We start from the raw sequence: 23608 nt of genomic DNA, 5'->3' as shown, positions 1-23608 counted from the left end.
GAGCACCCCCCTGCTTCCGCGACCCTCCCCAACCCCGCGGTCAACAGCCGCGTGCTCTGCCATTGAGCCAACCTGGAACGTGTTGCGTGACGACGTTGCCGGGAGCGGGCTTCGAGTTCTAGCGCAGCGCCGCGAGGGCCGCGCCGACCTTCGCCACCGTCACCGACACGGGCGTCGTCACCTCCGGAGCGAAGATGGCCACGCGGAGCTCCTCGAAGGCCCACCGCAGCTCCTGCGCCGCCTCCTGGTCACGCACGGAGGCGCACCTGGCGAGGAAGGCCTCCCACAGGGGGGTGAAGGGCACGGCCTTCCCTGCGTCCTTGCCGGGGTTCGCCACCGCACGCGACAGTCGTGCCCGGGCCGCGCGGAGATAGCGCGGGTAGTTCAGCAGGCGCATGAAGGGGATCCACTCGATGAGCTTCGCGGGGAACAGCTGCCCGAGCTGGGAGCGGATGTCCCGCACGGCCGCCGCGCCGCTCGGCCCCTTGGATGCTGTCTTGAGCGCGGCGAGCGTCTCCGCGAGCTCCATGGAGGTGGCGACGACGGCGTTCGCCCAGTCCCGGGCCGCCTGCTCGATGCGGGGTGAGCCCTCCTGGACCAGCGCCTCGAAGGCCGCCTTCGTGCGGGGCAACGGCGCGCCCGGTGCGAGCTTGAACGCATCGTCGACGCTGCGTGCGAGGACGAGCGCCCGGAAGGTGTCGGCCTGGCCCCGCGCGGGCGGCGCGCCGTCCAGGGACGGGAAGGGCAGCGGCATGCGCGCGGCGCTGACGGCCACGTGTCCGCGCGCGGCGAGCATCAGGAGCCGGCGGAGCCCCGTGCGCGTGGCCGCGTCGGCCGCGGAGGGGGTTTCGAGCAGCACCAGATCCACGGCCGCGCCCCGGTCAACGAGCGCGGGATGGCTGCGGACCTCAAGCCCGCCGACCCGCCGGGTGACCACCGAGGGCAGCTCACCGAAGGTCCAGGCGGTCAGACCCTTGCGCTCCCAGTCCGAAGTCGGCGCCACGCTGCGCAGCGCCGCCCGTGCACGTCCCCCGTGCTGTTCGAGCAGCGCGTCGGCGTCGCGGCTCCGCGCGAGCTCCTTTCCCCGCTCGTCGAGCACCCGGAGCGTGATGCGCAGGTACGGCACCACGGCATCCGCCCGGAAGGACTCCTCGGGCACGTCCACGCCGCACAGCCGGGACACCGCACGCGCGAGCGCTGGAATCATCGGCCCCCGGAAGGGCACCAGCTCCTTCTCGAGGCGGTCGACCAGCTCTGGCACCGGCCCCAGCTGCTTGCGCTGGGCGCGGGGGACCTGCTCGAGCAGGGCGGTGAGCTTCTCCCGCTGCCACCCGGGGATGGTCCAGTCGAGCTCACCCGGGACCAGCTGGGCGAGCAGCAGCAGCGGCACGCTCACGGTGATGCCATCGTCCTCTGCCGAGGGGTCGAAGGTGTACGTCACCGGCACGGACGCGCCGTGCAGGGTGATGGCATCCGGGTAGCGCGCCGGGGACAGGCCCGGGTCGTGTGAGAGGGCATCCTCCATCGTGAGGATGAGCACGTCGGGGTCGGCCGCCTCGGCCTTGCGGCGCCAGGCCTCGAAGCCCGCTCCGTCCGTCACGTCCGCCGGGACGCGCTGGTCGAAGAACGTCAGCAGCGCCTCGGTGTCGAGCAGCTCGCTGCGCCGGGCCTTGTCCCGCAGGCGCGCCACGCGCTCGAGCACCTCTTGGTTCTCCTCCTGGAACGCCCCCCGGGTGCGGTACTCGCCGCGCACCAGGGCATGCTCGAGGAACATCAGCCGTGCCCGGGCGGGGTCCATGCTGGCCAGGGCCACGGGGCGCTCCTTGAAGACCTGAAGCCCGAAGAGGGTCGCGCTCTCCTTCACGACGGCGCGCGCGGACTTCTCCGACCAGTGCGGTTCGGAGAAGCTGCGCTTGAGCAGGTGGGGGGCCGCCGCCGCGAGCCACTCCGGGTCGAGCTTCGCCGCGGTGCGCGCGAACAACTGGGACGTCTCCACGAGCTCGAACGCCATCACCCAGGCAGGGGGCTTCTTCGCGAGCGCCGACGAGGGGTGGACCATGAAGCGCGTCTGCTTCGCGCCCGTGTAGTAACGCTGCTCCGGATTCCACTGGCCGATGCGGGACAGGAGCCCGGTGAGGAGCGCCTGGTGCAGGACGTCCCCGCGCGCCGGGGCGCCCTGGCCCTTGCGCGACAGGCGCAGCTCGCGGACGGTCTCCTCCAGTTGGCGCTGCACGTCCCGCCACTCACGCACCCGCAGGAAGGACAGGAAGTTGTCCCGGCACACGCGCCGCAGATGGGACGTCCCCCGGCCCTCGGCCTCGCGCACGAACGCCCACAGCTTGAGCAGCCCCGCGAAGTCCGAGTTCTCGTCACGGAAGCGCGCGTGCGACGCGTCCGCCTTCTGCGCGAGCTCCCGTGGCCGCTCGCGCGGGTCCTGCAGGTTGAGCGCCGCGGCGATGATGAGCACCTCGTCCAGGCACCCATACTCGGCGCCGGCGAGGATCATCCGCGCGACGCGCGGGTCCACCGGGAAGCGCGCGAGCTGGTGGCCGAGCGGCGTCAAGGCGCGCTCCTTGCCCTCGATGGCCCCGAGCTCCTCGAGCACCCGCCAGCCCTCGGCGATGGCCTTCGGCTGGGGCGGGTCGAGGAAGGGGAAGTCCTCGACGTCACCCAGGCCGAGGGACTTCATCCGCAGGATGACCCCCGCGAGCCCGGTGCGTTTGATCTCCGGATCGGTGAAGGCGGGCCGCGTGGTGAAGCTCGCCTCGTCGTAGAGGCGCACGCAGATGCCTTCGCGCACGCGCCCGCAGCGCCCCTTGCGCTGGTCGGCGCTGGCCTGGGAGACCGGCTCGATGTGCAGGCGCGTGGTGCCCGAACGTGGGTCGTAGCGCGACAGGCGCGCCACCCCCGTGTCCACGACGTACACGATGCCCGGGATGGTGACGGACGTCTCCGCGACGTTGGTGGCGAGGATGACCCGGCGCTCGGGGATGGTGGCGAAGACGCGCGACTGCTCGGCGGCCGACAGGCGCCCATACAGGGGCTGCACCACCGCGCCGCGCAGCTCGCGCGCGTTCAGGGCGTTCTCGGCCTCGCGGATCTCCCGCTCCCCGGGGAGGAACACGAGGACGTCTCCGTTCGGGTCGAGCGAGAGCACGTTCGCCACCGAATCGGCGACGGCGTCGGCGAGCTCATCGTCCTCGGGGGGCGGCTCGTAGAGCACGTCCACCGGGAAGGTCCGGCCCTCCACCTGGATGACCGGAGCGCCCCCGAAGAACTGCGAGAAGCGCTCGGTCTCGATGGTGGCCGAGCTGACCACCACCTTGAGGTCGGGGCGCCTGGGGAGGATGCGCTTGAGCCACCCGAGCAGGAAGTCGATGGTGAGGCTGCGCTCGTGGGCCTCGTCGAGCACGATGGTGTCGTAGCGTTTCAGGAGCGGGTCGCTGTGGATCTGCGCGAGCAGCACGCCGTCGGTCATGAACTTCACGGCCGTCCGCCGGGTCGAGCGGTCCTCGAAGCGAATCTGGTAGCCGACGTCCGTGCCCAGCTCCGTGCCCAGCTCGCGGGCCACGCGCGCCGCCACGCTCGTCGCGGCGATGCGGCGGGGCTGGGTGACGCCAATCTGGCGCGGGCGACCGCGCCCCATGGCGAGCAGGACCTTCGGCAGCTGCGTCGTCTTCCCCGAACCGGTGGCCCCCGCGACGATGACCACCTGATGGGCGGAGATGGCCGCGGTGATGTCCTCCACCCGGCTCGAGATGGGGAGCTCGGGGGGGAAGTGCAGGGTGGGGAAGTCGCCGGAGGTGGGGTCGGGTGGGGCGCCGGACATGGCAGCATGGACTAGCACCGAAGCGCGCGCCGCGCCCCTGACGAATCGTGTGGGCGCCTGCTCTCCCGGCGTTCCTGGAGGGATGCTCCCTGCACGCCCATACGCACCTGCACGCCAATGATCGGCAGGGGCTGGAGCGGCTGTGCCGCCATGGAGCGCGCGGCGCGTTGGCGCTGGAGCGTTTGTCACGACGCCCGCGAAACCCCGGCCATTTCTGTCCCTCAATCGGTGGCAGAGGCGAAGCCGGAAGAGGCAAGCGAGCTGCCTTTAGCAGCGACGAGACAGGAGCCGACCCCGGAGCGCACGCCGCGGCGGGATGGGGCCGGGTTGCTCAAGCAGGAGTTTCGCGCTGGACGTGTTCGCCTGCGGCAGGTGTGGAGGCAGGCGCCGGGTGCTGGCGTCTCTGACGGCTCCCAGTGGGGCGCCAGCGCCGTGGAACGCTCACGCGATGAGATCCCCGGCAGGTTGACGCGACGGGCGCATCCCCTGCGGAACAGGCGCTGCGTCAGGGGGCGCAGATGATGACCGAATCGACTTCCAGGTCATCCGGGTCGTAGGTCACCGCGGTGTCCGGCCCGACGTGCCAGGTGTCGTCCGGCTGCACGGCGAAGTCGATGTAGGGACGCCATCCGTCGGCGAGCGCCGTGCGGAACGCCGCGTCGGTCACCTTCCCGTTGAAGCCGGCGGTCTGGAAGTTCACGGCCCGCACGAGGATGCGCGAGGCGCCCAGGCTGTCCCGGTAGTAGTACCTGGCGACCGCCGGAACCGCGGTGGCGTCCCACTCGACTTCCCAGACGTGGAATGCGGTCACCAGATTGGCGAAGGGGCCCACATCGTTGCCCGAGGTGTGGATCATCGGGCTTGAGCCAAGGTGCGTGGTGACCGAGAACTTGTTGGGATTGTTGGCCGTGCCCTTGGGGATGTCCCACCAGGTCTCGACGAGATCGAGCTCGCCATAGCGCGCATCGCCGAAGCTGTTGCGGGCCCAGAGGGCAGGGAACGTGCCCGGCATGGGCGCCGGCATCTTGGCGTGGAAGGCCATCACGCCCTTGCCCGGAGCGAAGGTGTCATTTCCCTTCAGCCACGCGCCCGAGTAGTAGTTCGTCCCCGCGCACTGGGCAGGGTGCTCCGGCGTGATGTTGGGATACGGGTCCGCGCAGTGACGCTTGGAGGAGACCTTCAACCTGCCGCCCTCCACCTTCACGTTGGCGCGGAGCATCTTGGTGAGCTTCGTGAACGTGCCGTTGCTGGGGCTGTTGTTGCCTTGGACGATGTTCCACTTCGAGTCGTCGAGCGCATTGCCGTCGAAGTCATCCCGGAAGAGCTCGCGGGTGAAGCCCGTGGGACACGTCAGCACCGTGACAGGAGGCGGTGTGCTCACGGGCCCCGGGAAGAGGTTCTCCTTGGAGATGACGCCCTTCGGCTTCGAGGGCGATGACCACGAGAGCTTGATCTCGGAGTTGCCCGTGTTCTCGTAGTACTCGAGCACGAGGTCGTAGGACTCGCCGGCCTGGAGGGCGAGGGTCCCGGAGTTCTCGACTGCGCCGTGGTGGGTCCAGTTGTCGATGATGCGCGTGCCGTTCACGGTCAGGCGAACGCCATCGTCGCTGGTCGTATAGAAGGTATGGGTTTCCGTGTGGTCGGCGCTGACCTTGCCCGTCCAGCGCGCGCTGAAGCCATCGGCGCCGACGCCGGAGAGGGGCGCAGCCGCTCCCCAATTGAAGTCAACGGTGGGGTCGACGCGGTTCACCGGGACGCCGGTGAGGTCCATGCTGTTGAAGTACTGCCCCTGGAGCCCGGTGCCGCGGCGACTGGTGATGTCCAGCCAGATGATGGACGACACCAGCGAGCCGGCTGCCGCGCTGTTCTCGAAGACGAGCTCGGTGCGGAGCAGCCGGGCGTCCACGACGTCCAGGTGGGTGAAGGTATCGCTGAAGTTCGCGGGGGTGTTGGTGAGCGCGTGGGCAGGACTGGTGGCGAGCAAGGTCGCGCCGTCGTAGAGCTTCACGAGGAGCGAGCCGGCACCGCCATTGATTGCCCACCCGTCGTAGTTCACGACGACCGTCGAGGCGCCGCCCGACTTCGCGGTGTCATAACCCAACGTCAGGGTCGATGACGCCCGCGCGGGGGCGCTGCGCGCGAACGAACCGCCACGATCGCTCGCCGCGAAGGAGACCCCGTCATCCATCAGGCCGTGGATTGGCGCGCTTCCGCCACCCGCCCAGATGCCACTCATGGCGACGTCGCTGCTGGGAGACACGCTCGACGAGACGAGCTCCGATGCAGCCGCCCTGCCCGCTTCGAGGTGGTCGCCCTCCTCGGAGGAGGGGCCCTGGCAGGCCGCGAGGAGGGAGAGGGAGACGACGGAGAGGGCCCGGAGGGGGAACATCGCTCTGCTCATGAAAAGCACCTTGATTAGTGACGGATTCAAGAACTCCTAGTATAAGTAAACTTACAATTAAAAGCTGTAATTAAAGGCTGGCGCTGTATCAAGGCTTCCAGGATCTTCCGGGGCCGGCGCTCCCGAGCCCCCGGCTCCCGAGCAGCCCTCCACCCAGGTCCAGTCCCGGGCCGTCCCCGTGCCCGCGCTCACTGGGGCTGGTGGTCATCGGCAGCGGAGCCCCCTGAGCGTCTCCAGGCCTGCCTGCCGCGCTCTGCTATGGCATCGCAGGCACCTGTCTTGGCCGCGGGGAGCTTGCTTTCACGAGATGGGGCGGCAACCGTGCGGTGACCGAGCCACGCGCCCCCAGGGCGGGCAGTTCCCCTCGCTCCAGTTTCCGGCTCAGTCCCTCATCGAGCAGGAGTACGTCACCCTCTCCGGTGTGGAGGAGGCCCACCGCAAGAAGCGCCCGGTGGCGACGCACACCACCACCGGCGAGAGCATCCGCTCCCAGTGGGGTGCGTGCCCTCCTGGAGCACCTGGGACGGCCCACGCTGCCTGGGAGAATGTCCCCAGCACGGGGACCACCCCAGAGCGCGGGGTGTTGAGCGCCAGGCCGCGGTGGCCCCCATGCCCAAACCCCCTGCCGCGCCCCTGAGGGGAGCGCGGCCTGAGCGGGCGTGTGCCCCATGAGGGCTGCACGGCTTCTGCACCGGCCAGGCGCACAGCTCGGCGGCACCCGTCAGCGTCTCTCTTCGGCACCTCTGCTCCAGCCCTCGCCCTCAACAGGCCTTCTCTTCGCCCGATGCGTGGGATGGGCGCGGATGCTCCAGCGCGTGTCTTGCGCGGTGAGAGACGCGGGGGGAGCAGGCCCGGAGCTCACGGAGCCAGGTGTCGGGTGCAAACCCCCTCTCATCGCGGTGCCGTGAGGCATTGACCCGACCCGCATTGACAAACACTCCCCTCATGCCTACCTCGCGCACTGCCGGTGTGTCGCATCCGCACGGTGCGACGTTGATGCAGCCCCTGATGGTCCAGGCAGTGGCGGACTCCCCCTCCGCTTGGCGTGTCCCACATGTGCGCAAGGCACCGGAGCGATCACGGATGAAGACCGAGTGGATGATGGCAGGACAGGGACTCAAGGGGTTCGCCTGGGTGCTGACGACCCTGGCGATGGTGCTGACCGGCACGGGCTGCGGTGAAGGAGACGTCGCTGATGCCAGCGGCCGGGACCCGCGCACCGCATGCGTCGATGGACAGTGCGGGCTGACGGCCGCCTTCGCGTCCGACGCGGGCACGGCCTTCGATGCCGGCACCGCGACGGACGCGGGCACGACCTCCGACGCCGGCACGGGCATCGACGCGGGCTGGGGCCATGACGCAGGGGATTGTCTGCCCGCCCCGCACGACCCGAAGCTGGGCACGCTCCAGCTCCAGCCAGGCTTCGTGGCCGCTGAGTCCGCGCCCCTGCCCGAGGGGACGGGCCCGTTGGGCGTCACTCCTGGCCCCACGTACTCGCTCTACACGTTGGTGTCGGAGAACTACAGCGGCCCGCATGCGCTGTACTCGCTGGGCATGTGGCCTCAACTGTCATTGGGTGTGGCGCCGCTGCTGAACCTGCCCACTGCCGACAGCTTCAATCACAAAAACGATTTCGTGGAGACGGATGGGCAGCGCATCATCGCCGGTGTGAACTATCCGGGAATCTTGGCGGTGTATGACATTGACACGCCCGCTGCTTCCACCTTCATCCCTTTGACGAACCTCACTGCCGCAGGGGTCATCCCGGGCGCGTTCCTGCTCACCACGAGGCCCTTGGGAAATGACCCGTGGGAATACCCGTGGGAGGGGGAGGCCGGAGAAAGGGAGACCCTCGTCGCGCTGAGGACGGACACCGCGCCGCTCACCCAGACGACGGTGGCGACGTTCCCGTCAGAGAACCGGCGCAGTTTCTCCATCTCCGTGTCCACTCACGGCGTGGTGCTGGTGAGCTACTACGACCCCTCCTTCAACCTCGTCACCCGCGTGGTGGCCCCGGCGGCCATCACCCAGGCAATGACTTCCGGCATCCCGTTCTCCCTGGCGGATGCGCCCGTGTTGGACGCGGGGGCGCCCGTCGCCCGCCTGGCGAGGCACGGCGAGGGCGTGTCGGTGCTTCGCATCGGCCCCCCCGGGCCCAACTCCCCCTATGCATTTGATTATAGCGACGTCTCACGCTTCGCCATCAGCGTGACGAACGCTGGCGCGACCGTGACCGCTGGCGCCCGGCACCCCATTGTCGTCTTCCCGGACCGGTGCACCCAGGTGTTCGATATGACCGCCATCGGGTCGGATCTGCTCCTCGGCGTGCGGGACAAGAACGGCTCGCGCCTGATCCGCATCCAGCAGGCTCCGTGAGCCGTGGCCACACGGGCCGCGCCTTGACGGGCCTGGGGTGACCTCCTGGACGGGCCGGGCAGGAAACGCCTGCGCCCAAGGCCCGCGAGACGCCCCTTCCCGAGTTCATCCTCCCCACCGTGGAGGTCCTCGGGAAGGGCGTCCCCGACGCCCTCGTCGACTCCGCCTGGCGCCGCGACCCCACCGGCGCCATCACCGTCATCAATGCCCGTGAGCGCGCGGGCGAGGCGCGTGACACGGCGGAACTGCTCGGCGGATCCGCGAGCCTCGTGGTGCAGGACTCCGGTGGCTACGGCCAGAGCAAGAGCCTGGTGGTTCGCCCATGAGGGCTGCACGGCTTCTGCACCGGCCAGGCGCACAGCTCGGCGGCACCCGTCAGCGTCCCTCCTCGGCACCCCTGCTCCAGCCCCCACCCTCAACAGGCCTCCTCTTCGCCCGATGCGTCAGCCCATCCGCCGTCAGTTGCCGCGGTAGGTGGTGTTGAGGATGCCGATGCCCGCGCCTTCCACGTACAGGCTGACGGACGTGCCCTGGGTGGCGGCCTGGGTGGCGCGCTCGAACAGGCCCAGGCGCTCGGCCTCGCTGTACTGGTAGCCCGCGGACGAGGCGCCCGAGCCCAGGTAGTAGTAGTTGCCGACGAAGCTCCCTGTGCAGTTCGCCCCGGTGTTCACCTGCACGACCACGTAGCCCTGGCCGTAGGTGACGTTGGCTTGCCGGGTATACGTCGCCGCGCAGACGTAGCCATTCACGGTGATGGGGGCCGCCAGGGCCGTGCTGGCAAACCCGACCGACATCATCACCGCCGAAACAACGATGGACGCTCGCTTCATTGTGTTGTCCCCTTATGCTGTTGGTTGAGGCCTCCGCGCCCAGGATGGGCGGGGGCTCCGGAAAGCGTTTCTGCATTTCCGCTCGAAGTAACGTGCGGGGCGGTATTTCCTCCTCACCTCCTTTTCGCGTTCGAGGGGTGTACCGCACCGGATTGTGGAGACACCGGGTGGGTCGTCATCAGGCCGCCAGCTTCGACATTTGAGCGCCTCGTCCACACGAAGTGCGGGAGAGCCGCCGCTTTCGTGGACAGGACCTGGCCCTCGCCGCCTGGCTTTCTCCACCACCTCGGTCTCCCGGACCCGAGCCTCTTCCACCACCGGATTCATCGTTCCTGCTTGGCTCGCCCTACACACCAAACTGCTGGGTGCGGACGGTCTCACTCACGTTGGCAGAGAGTCACTCCTCGCCCGACCCCGTCGTGACGGGAGGAGGATGACATGCGCAGGTGAGCGCTCGATTCGTTGCAGGAGGAGCGCGTGGGCATGGAGTCGAAGGAGCTGGCAGCGAAGCTGAAGCAGGAGGTGGAGGCTCAGCGGGCCGGGGGACGCGGTGGAGATTCGGCGAGGACTTCCGCACGCGGGCGGTGGCGTATTTGAGAGCGCGGCAGGTGGAGGGTGGGACGCAAGAGGAAGCGGCGCGGGAGATGGGGCTGAACATCATCCAGGGCGCGGTGACTGCGGGGGCGGAGCGCATCATCGTGGTGGACGTGCACCCGAAGAAGCTGGAGCTGGCGAAGGTCTTCGGCGCGACGGACGTGAAGGTCAGGGACCCGGTGGCCGCCATCCGCGAGCTGACGCACGGCCGGGGCGCGGACTCCGACGACGAGGCCGTGGGCCGCAAGGAAACCCTCGAGCACATGCAAGAGCTGTCCACGGACGCGCCCCAGGACAGCGCAAAGCGCTGGGACAAGGCCACGGGCGGCTCGGGGTCCTCGGGCGTCCTGGCCCCGGATGAGGACAGCGTCGTGGACCCGGACCGCGTCGATGAGGGCGTGGGTGGCTCCGACTTCACCGAGCAGGGGAGCAACAGCCTCAGCGATCACTCGGCCTCCGCGAAGCCGAGCACCCCGAACGCCGGCACCCCGGGCAACAAGGGGGCGAAGATGGAAGTGAAGCCACTGGCCTGGGACGAGAACAAGGAGATTGGCAGCCCCGTCAAGCCCCTCCACGCGCCCCCCGCCGGTGGAAGGCAGCGCGGGCAACTGACGCGAAAGCGCCTGGAACCGCCCGGCCGCGTCGTGACGGCCGGGCGATCCATGGCCTAGGTTCGCGGCCTATGCGCCAACGCTGGGTTCTGGTCCTCGCGGGAGGATTCCTTCCGCTCGTCTTCATCCTGGTACTGGTGAGCCGGTCCGGCGTGGCGGAGACCAGGCCCCGGGCCTACGTCCCCGTGCGCGACGTCGCCCGTGAACTCCCAGCCGAAGCCAAGGACTGGCGCGACCAACACTGCCAGGGAATCACGAGGGCGTCATGGCACCGCGTGGAGCGCTCAGACGACATGGTCCAAGAAGAGAGCATCGACCCCAAGGCGCTCGCGACCTGTGAGCTGTACGTAGTCCGGGTGTTAGAGGTGCATGACCAGGGGGCGACCTTCAAGCGCCCTCCACGCGTGGCCTTGACCGTGGAGCAGGTCATCCTCGGGGAGCCGCAGACCCAGCCCCTCCCAGCCGTCTTCAGCGCGTCGCTCGGGGACCACTTCTGCGGCAATGGCGCCATGGAGGAAGCTCAGCAACGGGCTCAGGAGCCAGCTCCAGGCCCCGCGCTCGGGGAACGGTTCATCGTCGCCGGAGGATGGAACCAGGCACGAACCTGGTTCGAGGTGACCTCCAGTAACCGCTGGCCCGTCACCGACACGAGGCTGGCGGACCTCACGACGGCCCTGAAGACGGCACGCGAGAAGGAGCCCGACTTTGACGCGCGCATCGAGAAGCGGCGGAAGGAAGACGTCGCCGCCCAGACCGACCCGGACCTCCTGCGGGCGGTGGATCAAGGGGACAGGGCCCGTGTCCAGGCAATGCTCGAAGGAGGCGCACGCCCGAACACGAGCGCCGACGGAGATTTCTCCGCGCTGCAAAAGGCCGTGAAGCGCAAGGACGCGCCCATGGTCGCGCTCCTCATGCGCCACATGCCTCGGGACACCCAGGATCCCGAGGCATTGCGGCTGGCGTTGACGGACCTCGAACTCGTGCGCACGCTGCTAGAGGGGGGCCTCTCCTGGAGGGGACGCGAGCGAAGCAACGGTCCGATGAACGATGCGGCCAGCATGGGGGCCTGTGAGGCTTTGACGCTCCTGCTCAAGGCGGGCGGCGACCCCAACACGGTGGGCCAGGACAGACAGACGGTGCTGCATGCCGCGACCCGGTCGACCCGGGGACTGCGGTGCGTTCCGCTCCTGCTGGAGGCGGGAGCCACGGCGGAGGTCTCCAGTGGCGGCTGGACGCCGTTGATCTACGCCGCCTACGAGAAATACTCGCCCGAGGCGGAACTCGCCATCAGGGCCCTGGTGGCGCACGGTGCGAGGGTGGATCGCAAGACGCCCGAGGGGGAGGGCCTGCTTGAGGCCGCCCGGAAAAGCCCGGAGATGGTAACGCTGCTGCAAAGCCTGGGGGCCCGCTGAGCCGTCCCGGCTTCAACAGACATCTCAAGGGCAGACGTTGCCGGCCTCCAGGGCCCAAAGACAGTCCATACCCCTTGTGGGGGACAGACCTCCGGGCTTTCCAGACTGTAAGTCCTTGCATGGACCGTTTGGAAGGGGGCCCTTGGGATGAACCTTACCGCGCACGAACAGGTGCTCGTGCTCGAGCTGACCCGGGCACTCTCCAGCTCATTGGATTTGACCGAGGTCCTGGCCCGCGCCCAGGGAATCCTCACGCAGCTCCTCCCCTGCGACTACGCGGCGCTCTGCGTGTCGAGGCCGGAGCGGCCGGGGGACTACGCGTGGATGAGGCTGGGGGGCCCCGGGCATCCTCTTCGCGCACTACCCGGAGCTGGCCACGGTGGACTTCGTGCGCGCCACGAACCCGCTGGCGAGCAAGGAGTTGAAGCGCAATCTCCTGTACCTGCGCTGCCGGGAGATGGGACTTCCCCTGTAGCAAGTCCTGGCTGCAGTACGGTGACGTGCTCGGCTCGGACGGACAGCCCTGGATGACTTCAGGGCCGTCGGAGCCCGGTGCGCCATGGTCGCCGATGGGCTCGGCGGCCACGGCAGCGCGGAAGCGGGGCGCCTGGCACGGCACGGGCGAGAGCAAAAAGGCAGGGGAATGAGCCTGCCTTGAAGCAACACGGGCTGAATTCCCGAAGGGCCTGAGCGACATCCCGCGCTATCCGAGCGCCGCCTTCCCATCCGGCTTGCGCTGGAACCTGTAGAGCACGAAGCCCACCGCGAGCGCGACGGCCCCGGCGACGAGGTTCGCGCGCTCCGCACTCAGCGCGAAGACGACGCACAGTGCGGCGGCGGCGAGGGGAATCACGGGTCCCCCCGGGATGCGGAACGCGTTCGCGGGCGCCTGGAGCTTGCGGCGCAGCACGGGCACCGCCAGGGCCGTGCCGAAGTACGTGGCGAGCCGGGCCACCACGGAGAGCGTGGCGAGCACCTCGAACGAGCCGGAGAACGCCAGGGGCAGCGCGATGGCCGTCTGCGTGAGGATGGCGACCGTCGGCGTGCGGTAGCGCGGATGCAGCGTGGCGAGCGCAGCGGGGCCAAAGCCGTCCTGGGCCAGCGCGTACAGGTAGCGCGGCCCGGCGAGCACGGTGTTGCTGTTGGTTCCCAGGATGGACAGCACCCCTCCCACCGTCATGAGGAGCCCGCCCCACCCCCCGAGGAACCGCGCGGCGGCGTTGGCGAGCGGCGTCTGCGCGTCCGCGACCCCGGGCAACGTGCCCAGCGCCACCCACTGCACCGCCGTGTAGATGAGTGTGACAACGCCTATCTGCACGATGAGCGCGAAGGGCACGTCGCGGCGTGGGTTCTTGAACTCACCCGCTGGAGCCGCCGTGTTCTCGAAGCCGGCATAGGCGAACAGCAGCAGCAGCACCGCGGACCCCAGGTTGCCTCCCTCCCTGGGAGCCACCGACGTCGCCAGCGGCACGGACACGGAGAAGAGGCCCACGGCGATGAACACCAGCAGTGGCACCGTCTTGGTGACGGCGAGGAACACCGCGGTGCGCGCGCCGCCCTTCACGCCCACGACGTTGATGGCCGTGAGCGCGAGCAGGGGCACGGCGATGGCCAATCCCTGGCCCAGGCCCGAGTTCGCCGCTGGCCACAGGAAGCCCAGCGCGCGGGAGAAGCCAACGGATAACGAGGCCACGGACGAGACGCGCGCAAGCCACGTCATCCAGCCGACCTGGAACCCCACCCGTTCTCCAAAGGCTTCACGCGTGTAGAGATAGGCGCTGCCGGGCTTGTCGAAGTAGCTGGCCGCCTCCGCGAAGCAGAGCACGAGCAGCAGCACCGCCAGCCCCGCGAGCATGACGGCGCCTGTGCTGGCCGACCCCAGGTTCGCGGCGGCCGCCGCGGGCAGCAGGTAGACACCGCTGCCGATGACGTCGTTGATGGAGAACCCGACGATTTCCCAGCGCGATACCGCGCGCCGCATGCCCGGCTCATGAGGAGGCGAATGGGTTTCGGTGGTCATGGACGGAAGGGGAAGGGAACCCACTGGAACACAGATGCGGTGAATCCGCGAATTCGCCTCCACTCGGCGACTGACGCCCCGCGTTCACGAGCTGCGGCAGGAACCGATGGCGGAGTGTCGGTGCGCTACCTTCCTGACACAGGGGCTTCAAGCACGACTTGCGGCAGCTTCTTGAGTTGAAAGGCCCGCCCACGTTGCCAGCGGAGTGGAAGAAGCGTTTCTCAGAACGGGTGTGACAGAAGTGCGTAGTCGAGCCGCCAACCTGTCCGAACTTGACGGGCTAACTCCACACCGCTTCCGGTCAAGCTTCCTCGTCGGGAAGGAGCGTCTGGAGCAGTTCGTCGTCAGGACCGAGTGGACGCCAGCCAGCAGGGGGCGGATTGGCGAGGAGCGACGTCCTGCATTGGCGTGCGCGCTCCTTATGAGTGTCTGGGGTATAGGCAATCCAGGGACCAACTGCCTTGGCTACCTTGAAGCGGTTGTCGTCATCCAACACGGCCGGCCAACCATCAGGGATGCTCCCCCACAGCTCGCGTACAAGTTGTCCACGTACCAAACGGGCCACTTGCTTGCTTCGCACCGCTTCAGCCACCAGCCCATCGTACACCTGGATTCCCGCAACGTCGTCCGGACCAAGCTCCTCGGCCAGTGCCACCAACGATGCGGTGGGTCGGGCCTCGGCAAAAGCCGTGAGTGAGTCGTAGCCCCGCTCCCGGGCGCGCTCATATAAGCGGGCCTTCCAGTTCTCCTGCCATGAACGTCCGTCGCTCATCGGCTCCGCCCTTTCGTGAACGTGATTGGGACTCTGTAGACCTTCATACGCTCCACGACGATGTCCAGGACCTGATTCCGCGTCAACCTCCGACCTGCCGTGATCTCAGCTTCGTGCAGAGCCTCCATGATCATCCGGTTCCACTCACCGGGCCACATGCGCCCCAATCTCCAGTTCCCTCCACCGTGAATTGCCTCGTGGTGGGCCTGCTCCAACCGGATGCAGAACTGGTCAATGTCCATGTCGCCCTTGAAGCCGCGCTGCTCGAACCACTTGCGGTGCTCTTGCGGTAGCACGTGGTGCTTCGGGGCGTCCGACATGCCTGCCCCAGCCCTGCTCGTTACCTGCATGCCGCGCACTTCAGGGCTGTCCCCCAGCGCGTCCCGCACGCCCTTGGGCAAGTCCTGGTGGGCCTGGGCCATTGTGACCTGTCCGCCCTGAATGAGGACGGCCGCGCCGACGGCGGGAACGGAGATGACGCCCGCCTGCACGAGCCTTCGCATCATTTCCACCCACTCTGCGGAAACCACGATCCGCGAGCCCACCGTGATCCCACCCGAACTCATCACGAGGCCCACGCTCAGCGTCACAGGGGCCGAGGGCGGCACGCGCGGCAAGGCCATCTTCATCGTGGAGATCATCGTGACCATCTCCACCGCCTGCATCGCCGCGATGACCTGCCCACCCAACTTCATGGTCTCTCGGGTTTCCCGTTGGAGCGTGTCGAATTCGCGCGTCAGCTTCCCCATCAGCTCGGGCATCGCGGTCGTCGCCGCCTCCACCCGCTCTGGCTCCAGTGTGGCGAGGTCCGTCAGCGTGGGCTCCATCAACCCCTGCACGCGATACAGGTCCGCGAAGAGCTTCTCGACGCTGCACATGGGGCAGTTGCGAAGCACAGCGTCCGCGAGGTGCAGGAAGTCCACCCAGGTGGCCAGCAGGAGGGTTCCGAACCAGGCCGCCTGAAGCTTCGGTCCCGTCATGCGCAGGAGGCCTGGCCCCATGTCCGTGTCGCCGACTTCCGAGGCCACCTTCGTCAACGCGGTGGCACTCCCAAGCGCGCCCTGAAGCCACGTCACCTGCTTGGAGCCCTGGTCGAGGTAGCGCGTGAAGACGCCGGTGAGGCTCCAGCCCCAAAGGTCTGGAGGACGGGCCGCCAGTTGGGTGAACGCGGCCTCGACGCTGCGCAGGGAGCCCTTGACCTCGTCCGTGGCGTCGAGGACTGCCTGCCGAGTCAATGCAGCGCTCCGGGCCCCGCCCCCGACGGCGCCGTCTCCCACGGCTGCCACGTCGTCACGCGACTGCTGGCGGCGCAGGAGCCGTTGCTCGGGCTCAGCAAATGCGTGCGGGAGGAGGTTCCGGGCGTGCGAAGGCTCGTCGCTGGGGGTTTCCACCCAGGCGGCCGAGGAGGTGCCACGCGGCGTGTAACCCAGGCTTCGGCCGCGTCCAGGCGCTTGCGACACGGAGGCGCATCCCGTGGCCATCAGCATCAGGGCCAGCAAGAGGGCGTCAGCGCGCATCGTCCACCCCCAGGCCCACCGAGGCGAACGCCCCCGGCCGCAGCGTCCCTTCCGACGTGGGGAACAGCATCGTGCCGCCAGCCCCCATCGCGTAGAGCTTCCCGCCCAGCAATCGCCAGCGGACCTCCGCGGACCCCAGGTATTGCGCTCCCGGCTGGCCCATGCCCACCCCAAGTCCCTTCAACGCCACTTCAAGGCAGCGCGCGAAGAGCTGCACCGACACGCGCCCATCCACGTCGAAGCGGCCCCACGAGAAGGCTTCCGCTCCCAGCGACACCTTCAGGTGCTTGGAGAGGCCGCCATGGCGGACCGCGTCCCAGCCCACTTCCGCCTCACCATAGGCCGAGTACCCATCCGGGAAGGGGACCTCCGCCAGCGGCACTCCCTCTGGCCCCGCCGCCTTGAAGCGAGCCAGCTCGTAGTCCGGGCCGAAGAAGCCTTGTCGAAAGCCGCCATGCTGCCTGCGCATTTCCAACCGCAGCCGCAGGTCCAGCGTGGGCGTCAACGCATCCGCGCCTGCTCCCACCAGCGCACCCCATGCGCCGCCCTTACCGGGCCGTCCGCCCCAACCGGCAAGCAGGTGGGCCTCGAAGCCCGGCCGCACCACCACCACGGCGGTGCCGTCCAGATGCGCCAGCGTCACCGCAGGAGCGCGCCCGCCGCCCCTCCCCCAGTCTGCACGGCGGAAAGTGCCAGCGTGTAGCGGCCCGGTTCGCGGGACTGGCCGAAGAAGACGTGCCCCAGGTCCAGCGCGACTTCCGCCCCCATGAGGCGCGCGCCCAGCACGTCCGATGCGAACGCCTGCGTGTAGAGGGGCCCCAGCGTGCCAGTGACGAAGCCTCCCGCCGAGTGGTAGTCGGGATTGATCCGGTTGGAATAGCGCCGCACGAGGTGCGCGGACAGCAGGCTGTAGGACTCCAGCGCGCCGAACCAGACGCCTACGGGCGCGTCGTTCGAGCCCAGCTTGAGGCCTCGCACCATCTGCCCGAAGTCCGAGAGGCTGTCCCAGTCCTTGCGCCGCACGAGGCCCGTGCCACCGCTGCGGCTGTTGGGGGGCGGCAGCGCGGTAGGGTGCCTGGGTCTTTGAGAATCCAGTCGCGTCTGTCAAAGAGTGGGAGTTGGAGCTGGGATGGATGCGCTGTGAGTTGATTCCAGCTCGTATCTGGAATCGAGTTGCCATGCATTCCTTCCTCTCAATACTTGGAGTCCGCCTTGATGCCTTGCTGGTTCGTGCTGCCGGTGTCCGTAGGCTTGCTGCTCACTGCGTGCGGTGGGCCGCCTTCTGACGAGGACGTGCCTTCGCCAAATGATGTCGATGTGCAGGTAGCACCCAATCGCGCCACGCTCTCCGTCCCCGTCGTGTCGATTGCCTGCGCTCAGGCCCAGTACGAGGTGAATTGCTCAAGCTCGGTGACGGGCGGCGTGCCTCCATACACTTATTATTGGGGCGAGCGGGTCTACCTCTACCTCACGAATAGGACGTACAGCTTTCCATTCCATACAGGAGGCGCGGAGAGCCTCTTCCCCTGCACGTATCCAGGGGGGGGAACCGCGGGGCAGGACATCGATCCCCGCGTCTATGTGATTGACTCTACGGGAGTGCGGTCCGCCACGACTTCGGCGGGCTGGTACTCCTGCATGTAGACGCCTTTCAGGCGGGCGGAGTCCTCCGGGGCTCCTGCCCGTACCTCCGGTACTCAGGCGCTGCGCAGCGTGAGCAGCGTCACCTCGGGTGGCACACCGATGCGGAACGGCAGCCAGTGGCCCGTGCCGCCGGAGACGTAGATGCGGCTGTCTCGGAAGCGATAGCGGCCCAGCATGTGCTTGAAGGCGAAGCTGAACAGTGGAGCCTCCAGGAAGGCCATCTGGCCGCCGCGGGTGTGGCCCGCGAGCGTGAGGCGCGCGACGCGCTCCGCCGCGTAGGAGAAGAAGTTGAGCCTCCCCGGGTTTTGTGGACACCCGAGATGAGGTGACCGAAGGATGTCCACGACGATGCCGAGACGAGAGCGAAGGAAGTACACGCCGGAGTTCAAGGCCCGGGTGGTGAAGCAGGTGCTGGAGGAGGGCAAGTCCCGGGCGCAGGTGGCCAAGGACCTGGACCTGACGCGCAGCGCCCTGGAAACCTGGGTGAGGCAGGCACGAACCGATGCAGGCCAGGGGCCGTCCGGGGCGCTGACGACGGGTGAGAAGGAAGAACTCGCCCAGCTGCGCCGCGAGGTACGCCAGCTGCGGATGGAGCGTGAAATCCTAAAAAACGCGGCGGCCTTCTTCGCCAGGGAGAGCACGTGAGGTTCGCGGCCATCCAGGAGAAGAAGGCGAGCTACCCGGTAGCCCTGCTGTGTCGTGTGCTGGAGGTGTCGCGAGCGGGCTACTACGCCTGGGAGGGGCGGGAGGCGTCCGCCCGCCAGAAGGCCAATGCGGCGCTGGCGGAGCGAATCCAGCAGGTGCACCAGGACAGCCGCCGCACCTACGGCAGCCCGCGTGTGCGCGCCGAGCTGAAGGCGCAGGGGCAGCACGTAGGCCGGCATCGCGTGGCCCGGCTGATGCGCGAGGCCGGGCTGCGGGCCCGTCGGCGCCGGCGCTTCGTGCACACCACGGACTCCAAGCACGGCCTGCCGGTGGCACCCAACGTGCTCGCTCGCGACTTCAATCCATCCAAGCCCGACCGGGCTTGGGTGACGGACATCACCTACGTGCCCACGCGAGAGGGCTGGTTGTACCTGGCCGTCGTGCTGGACCTCTTCAGTCGGCGCGTCATCGGCTGGGCCATGGACCGATGCATCGACCGGCACCTGGTGCTCTCGGCCCTCGACATGGCGCTCAAGGGCCGCCGTCCCCCCAAGGGGCTGTTGCACCACTCGGATCGCGGCAGCCAATACGCCAGTGAAGACTACCAGCGAGCCCTCGCCGCCCGCGGCATCCAGTGCAGCATGAGTCGCAAAGGCAACTGCTGGGACAACGCCGTGGCGGAGAGCTTCTTCTCCACCCTGAAGACGGAGTTGGTGCACGAGGTAGACTTCCTGACGCGCGAGTCCGCGAAGTCCGCCTTGTTCGAGTTCATCGAGGTGTTCTACAACCGCAAGCGGCGGCACTCCTCGCTCGGCTACGTCAGCCCCGTCGAGTTCGAGAAGGCCGCCTCACAGGTGCCGTTGGCTGCGTAACCCACCTGTCCACGAAAACCGGGCAAGCTCAAGTGCGCCAGGTGGCCTGCGCCAGCGTCGGCAGGCTTCCAAGCCGGGGAGTGTCAGGCGGGGACGTAGGTCAGCCGGATCCCCTGCGCACCGATCCGTTCGCTGTCCACGAGGCGAAGCGCCCCCAAGCAGGTGAGGAGGCGAGAATGTATGCGCACCTGTCGCCCAAGGCGCGAGAGAGCGCGGTGCAGGAACTGGAGCGGCCCAGCCCCCCAGCCGCGCGCCGCTTTGGGCTGGAGACGCCTGATGGGCACACTGAGGTCACATGAAGAAAATGAGGACAAAGAAAAATCCAGCAATCCGTTGAGATTGCTGGGCCCGAAGATGTGCCGAAGGCGGGATTCGAACCCGCAGGCAGGGCGATGGGAAACCTCAAGCAGGACGCGCAGTTACCCGCCATCGCCCTGACTTCTCTCGGACTCAACATCCCGTATCGTCCCAGGTTGTTCCCTGGTGTGCCCCTTCAATCCACGCTGGAGGGGCACATTGAGGGCACATACCGCATAATCGCGGCACGATGCTGGTAGCTAGATTCTTGCTGGCATCCGTAGGCTCTTGTGATCTCGTTTATAGAAATCTCCCACGACCAAGTCTGGGGTATTGAACTCAGGAGCTATCATCGAAGTGGTGAAAATAATTTGATGGTCGATGTCGAGGGCCCGGCTCGATTCGATGATAATCTTCTGGAAGTTTTTGCTGCGAGCTTCTTCCATGCCTTTGTCTTCGATATTGTCGAACAACGCGAAGCGCGGGTATCTGAAGAAGGCGTTTTTTGTGGATGCCAAAAGTAAGGCTAGGTGAAACGAGTTTTTGATTATTACCATTGAGCTGGCAGAGTAGTTGGCTCGGCCATTCACTTCCACGCGATTTCCAGTAAAGTCAAAGCGGACGGACTCAACTTCCTGGAAATGTTGCTCGCGCTTCAGATCTTGCTTGAGCAGAATGCCAGTGAATCTCCCAATCTCCGCCTTCGCATGCGTCTCTCTGGTTTCCCTTTGGGCGTAACGCTTTTTAAGTTCGTCCTCAAGCTTAGAAATGACGAAGGACAGCTCTGCTTTTCGATCCTCGAGCTGGCGAATAGTGCCAGCTAGCTGGATACGCTTTTGTAGGTCCTCAAGTTCTCGATCGAGATAGCCGATGCGCCTATAGGTTTCATCGAGCGCCGAGTCTCGCTGGAGAGAGGCGGTATCAGTTAGATCCCCAAGTTTGGACTGGAACTCCTGATGCTTAGCTCGCAGTTGAGGCAGTTGCTTAGCTAACGCAGAGCGCATCGCGGTACGCTCATCCTGAAGCATCTGAGATTCTTTTAGTTGAAGGGAAAGTTCTTGCTGTAGGCGGAGTAACTGAGAGTGTTCGCGCCCTGGTGTTAGCTCCGCCTTGCAGAGGGAGCAAGCGTTTGGCTCTTTGGGGGGCGCAACTGGATTGTGGCAGGAGGGGCAGTGATCGAAGGATAGCTCGCCAAAAGAATTGCGTGTGATCAGGGAATCCCTTAGAGACTCCGCCTTGTCTCGAAGTGTTTGAATAAACTGACTGGAATCTTCAAGCTCAAGGTCAAGGTCTGCCAGTTGGCGCTCAAGGGCGTTGATTCGAGCTGTTGTGTCTCGGAGATTCTTGCTTGTCTCTGCCGTAATTCTTTCTGCGTCTGAAGTGAGCTGTGCTGGAGACACTTGCTTGGTGCGCATTGTCTTGAGCTGCTCATATAGAGTGTTGCGCTCTTTCTGTCGCTCCTGTATTTCAACGGAAAACAGTTCAAGCCCTGCGGTATCCCCTCCAAGAATTTGATAGAGCTGGCTCAGTTGTCCTTGAATGTGGTCGAGTTCTGCCTTTGTATCTCTGAGTCCAAACTCTGCGTCATATAGCTTTTCATCATAATATCCGCATAGAAGCGCACCAACAGCATCGCGGACTAGCTTTTTGTCGAAATCGTCGTGTCTGAATATTTCTTCGACAACTGTCCGCTGATCTGCGTAGGCGAGGCGTAGCAACTGGTGCATCGTAACTTGTGAGGCAAGTTCGCCTCGGACTTCTGGAATACCCAGAGCCCGAAACAGCACCTGAGAGAAGCTTTGCTTGGCGCCCCTTTGGGCGTAAGGATATTGCTCCCACCCCACTTCAGCGGAACCAGATGCCTCTTGGTAGTTTCCCCAGAATATGCGCATTGGTCGCTCTTTCTGGGAGGAGATGCTGCGGCTTAGTGTGACGGGTCGGCCATTTAGCTGTACTTCAGCAACTACTGTGTCACATGAGGCTGCTTCTTCTTTCCAAAGGATGTTTTCTCCGCCTAGTGCGAAGAAGATCATGTCAGCAAGCGTGCTTTTGCCACTGCTATTTTCACCGCGAATGATGTTTACGCCGGAATGGAAACGCTCGTCGTATACGGCGTGTCCGCCTTTGAAGACCAGTAGCCGGGAGAGTTTTAGGCTTGGGTCAAGTCGGGTCATAGCGAGACTCCATTAAATTTGTCCTGGCTTTCAATCCATCGCTGCCGAGCAGGGGGATTGTCGCGATATCTCGGGCTAGGGTCTGGATGACTCCTGCCTCCTGACGATTTCGCTCATCGACAGCATTCTTTAGGCTCGGAGGACTGTTGGCGACTGTCTTGCTGATTAAAAGATGATTTGGATCCTCGATTTTTAGCAGGCCCGCCGTTGCTAGGATTCTGATCGCTTGGTGCTGAAGTGTAGCAATCCTTGCAAATACAACTCGGGGGCTGCTTGTGAGACTGTAGGCGTTGGGTTTGATCGGCAGCTTGCGTACCTGGGCCTTGGTTTTTTGTGGCAATCGCATTTCAAGGAGCAGGTGAGGGAAGAGAAGGAGAAAATCCAGTATCCGAATCTTGTCTGTTTCTAATTGCCCCGACTCTATTGTTGAAAGAATACGCAAGATGCGAAAGGCGGAATGGTAAGGATCTAGTGCTGGATGGTAGGTTAGCACGATTCAGTCCATCTTATGTGGCAATTGCCAGTCAAAAAATAGAGCATTCCTGAGAGTTCATCGTGCTTTATTAGGAGAACGTTGTCTTCAAGTTCGGTGAAGACTGGCTGCAACACTCGTTCGTGCACAATTCGGTCTATAGCGAATCGCTCGACCTGAGCATACAGCAGCGGTCTGACTTCGATGTTGAAGAGCTGAAATAGGCGGCCCAGGATGTAGGCATAGATATGCTGAGCCGTCTCGGAAAAATAGTGCCGTTCGAGTTTTTTGAAAAAGATTTCTTTCAGCCGAGCAGCTCGCCTCACATCGTCTTGGCGGCCCGCTGTCTTTAGTTTGACTTCGAGACCGACAACTTTGACTCCGTCCTCGTCTGCGCTGGTTAGGTAGTGCTGAAGCTCTTCTATGATTTGACGGAAGTCGGGATTGTTCTCGACTTCCGACTTGTATCGAGCAATCAGGGTTCGCATTAGCGAGCCCTGCTGTGGTTGCTGATAAATCGTCGTCGAGACGTTGACGTCGCGGCCAGCCTGATGGCCGGTTACTTGGTTTCCCTCTTGCCGGACTTCTGTCGGGCTATTCATCTCCCGTTTTTGTCTGTGGCTTGAACGTTAATGTCGCGCCCCGCTTGGTGGCCGCCAACGGTGTTGTTCGTTTGGGTTGTGGATGTGGCTTCGGAGGAGTTTTTACGGCGGTTGTCTACTGCGATTTTGATGCCATAGCCAGATGCGATTCCGGCTACGAATGTGGCTGCGAATGTAATGAGCTGAGAGAGAGAGTCCATGGTGGTCACTGATGACTTTGGCGCCGGGATGGCTGGACTGGAATAGGGTATGGGGTGAGGAGGTGGCTGAACAAGCTGGATGGAATTCTAGACTAGAGTGTGGAGGGGATGGCTACTGGGTCAAGTCTGACCCGCGCGTGACGTTCTAGACCTGGGCCCGCTGCGCATGCACGCGCTTCAGGAGGTTCGTGTTTGCGCTCAGCAAGCAAGAGGGCTGCTGGCAACTGTGGTTGCTTTGTCCGCGACGCTCTTTGAAAGCCTTCTTTGATAGCATGAGCCATTCAAATAGAGACAGATCGAAGCATTGGTTATGCAGAGGAGTCTATGGCCACAGCGCCGC

Annotated in this window: 15 protein-coding genes and 1 pseudogene; 5 read left to right on the top strand and 11 right to left on the bottom strand. The window is 65.8% G+C overall.

Annotated elements, in window-relative coordinates; genetic code table 11:
- Positions 1-118 precede the first annotated feature (118 nt).
- Both hrpA and OV207_RS05970 read right to left on the bottom strand, forming a co-directional pair.
- Positions 119-3829: an ATP-dependent RNA helicase HrpA gene (gene hrpA / locus OV207_RS05975; protein ID WP_267553353.1), complete on the bottom strand. Its 3711-nt coding sequence runs from the start codon at positions 3827-3829 to the stop codon at positions 119-121.
- Positions 3830-4334: 505 nt separating this feature from the next.
- Positions 4335-6230, bottom strand: coding sequence for a PA14 domain-containing protein (locus tag OV207_RS05970; RefSeq protein WP_267553351.1), 1896 nt, complete (start codon positions 6228-6230; stop codon positions 4335-4337).
- Positions 6231-7313: 1083 nt separating this feature from the next.
- Between OV207_RS05970 and OV207_RS05965 the strand changes: the two genes are divergently transcribed.
- Positions 7314-8606, top strand: a complete 1293-nt coding sequence (locus tag OV207_RS05965; protein ID WP_267553348.1) for a hypothetical protein — start codon at positions 7314-7316, stop codon at positions 8604-8606.
- 119 nt (positions 8607-8725) lie between these two features.
- Positions 8726-8932: a hypothetical protein gene (locus tag OV207_RS05960; protein WP_267553347.1), complete on the top strand. Its 207-nt coding sequence runs from the start codon at positions 8726-8728 to the stop codon at positions 8930-8932.
- Between the two features lie 132 nt (positions 8933-9064).
- On the opposite strand, the gene OV207_RS05955 is transcribed toward OV207_RS05960, so the two are convergent.
- Complete coding sequence (locus tag OV207_RS05955; RefSeq protein ID WP_193347251.1) at positions 9065-9436, bottom strand: hypothetical protein; 372 nt, start codon at positions 9434-9436, stop codon at positions 9065-9067.
- Between the two features lie 644 nt (positions 9437-10080).
- Between OV207_RS05955 and OV207_RS05950 the strand changes: the two genes are divergently transcribed.
- Both OV207_RS05950 and OV207_RS05945 read left to right on the top strand, forming a co-directional pair.
- A complete protein-coding gene (locus OV207_RS05950; protein ID WP_267553343.1) occupies positions 10081-10701 on the top strand; it encodes a zinc-binding dehydrogenase in 621 nt (206 codons plus the stop codon).
- An 11-nt stretch (positions 10702-10712) separates the two neighbouring features.
- Positions 10713-12053 (top strand): ankyrin repeat domain-containing protein, encoded by a 1341-nt coding sequence (locus OV207_RS05945; RefSeq protein WP_267553341.1) that lies wholly within the window; start codon positions 10713-10715, stop codon positions 12051-12053.
- A gap of 703 nt (positions 12054-12756) precedes the next feature.
- Here OV207_RS05945 and OV207_RS05940 read toward each other — a convergent pair.
- The 5 genes and pseudogenes from OV207_RS05940 to OV207_RS05920 all read right to left on the bottom strand — a co-directional run bounded on the left by OV207_RS05940 (position 12757) and on the right by OV207_RS05920 (position 18350).
- A complete protein-coding gene (locus OV207_RS05940) occupies positions 12757-14034 on the bottom strand; it encodes an APC family permease (protein WP_267553338.1) in 1278 nt (425 codons plus the stop codon).
- 340 nt (positions 14035-14374) lie between these two features.
- Positions 14375-14845, bottom strand: a complete 471-nt coding sequence (locus tag OV207_RS05935; protein WP_267553335.1) for an NUDIX hydrolase — start codon at positions 14843-14845, stop codon at positions 14375-14377.
- Complete coding sequence (locus OV207_RS05930; protein ID WP_267553333.1) at positions 14842-16362, bottom strand: DUF2380 domain-containing protein; 1521 nt, start codon at positions 16360-16362, stop codon at positions 14842-14844. Before OV207_RS05930 ends, OV207_RS05935 begins: the two co-directional genes overlap by 4 nt.
- Positions 16352-17397 (bottom strand): annotated as a pseudogene (locus OV207_RS05925) (hypothetical protein); the annotation flags it as partial. The pseudogene OV207_RS05925 and the gene OV207_RS05930, both read right to left, overlap by 11 nt.
- A gap of 662 nt (positions 17398-18059) precedes the next feature.
- Positions 18060-18350 (bottom strand): hypothetical protein, encoded by a 291-nt coding sequence (locus OV207_RS05920; RefSeq protein ID WP_267553331.1) that lies wholly within the window; start codon positions 18348-18350, stop codon positions 18060-18062.
- Positions 18351-18354: 4 nt separating this feature from the next.
- Here OV207_RS05920 and OV207_RS05915 point away from each other — a divergent pair.
- Positions 18355-19523 (top strand): IS3 family transposase gene (locus tag OV207_RS05915; RefSeq protein WP_267552771.1). Its coding sequence is split into 2 segments (ribosomal slippage): positions 18355-18610 and positions 18610-19523, totalling 1170 coding nucleotides; the frame shifts between segments, so codons are not numbered across the junction.
- Positions 19524-20080: 557 nt separating this feature from the next.
- Here OV207_RS05915 and OV207_RS05910 read toward each other — a convergent pair.
- The 3 genes from OV207_RS05910 to OV207_RS05900 are packed head-to-tail and all read right to left on the bottom strand — an operon-like array spanning position 20081 to position 23068.
- Positions 20081-21994 carry an AAA family ATPase gene (locus tag OV207_RS05910; protein WP_267553328.1) on the bottom strand — a complete coding sequence of 638 codons (1914 nt, stop codon included), beginning with the start codon at positions 21992-21994 and terminating at the stop codon, positions 20081-20083.
- A complete protein-coding gene (locus OV207_RS05905) occupies positions 21981-22487 on the bottom strand; it encodes an ABC-three component system middle component 5 (RefSeq protein WP_267553325.1) in 507 nt (168 codons plus the stop codon). Before OV207_RS05905 ends, OV207_RS05910 begins: the two co-directional genes overlap by 14 nt.
- On the bottom strand, positions 22481-23068 hold the full coding sequence (locus OV207_RS05900) for an ABC-three component system protein (protein ID WP_267553324.1): 588 nt from the start codon (positions 23066-23068) through the stop codon (positions 22481-22483). The genes OV207_RS05905 and OV207_RS05900 overlap by 7 nt, the downstream gene beginning before the upstream one ends.
- Positions 23069-23608: the final 540 nt, after the last annotated feature.

It is taken from the genome of Corallococcus sp. BB11-1 (genome assembly GCF_026626625.1).
GTDB lineage: Bacteria > Myxococcota > Myxococcia > Myxococcales > Myxococcaceae > Corallococcus > Corallococcus soli.
The sequence above is the reverse complement of the archived record's forward strand: the minus strand, read 5'-3'. Positions and strand labels throughout refer to the sequence as shown.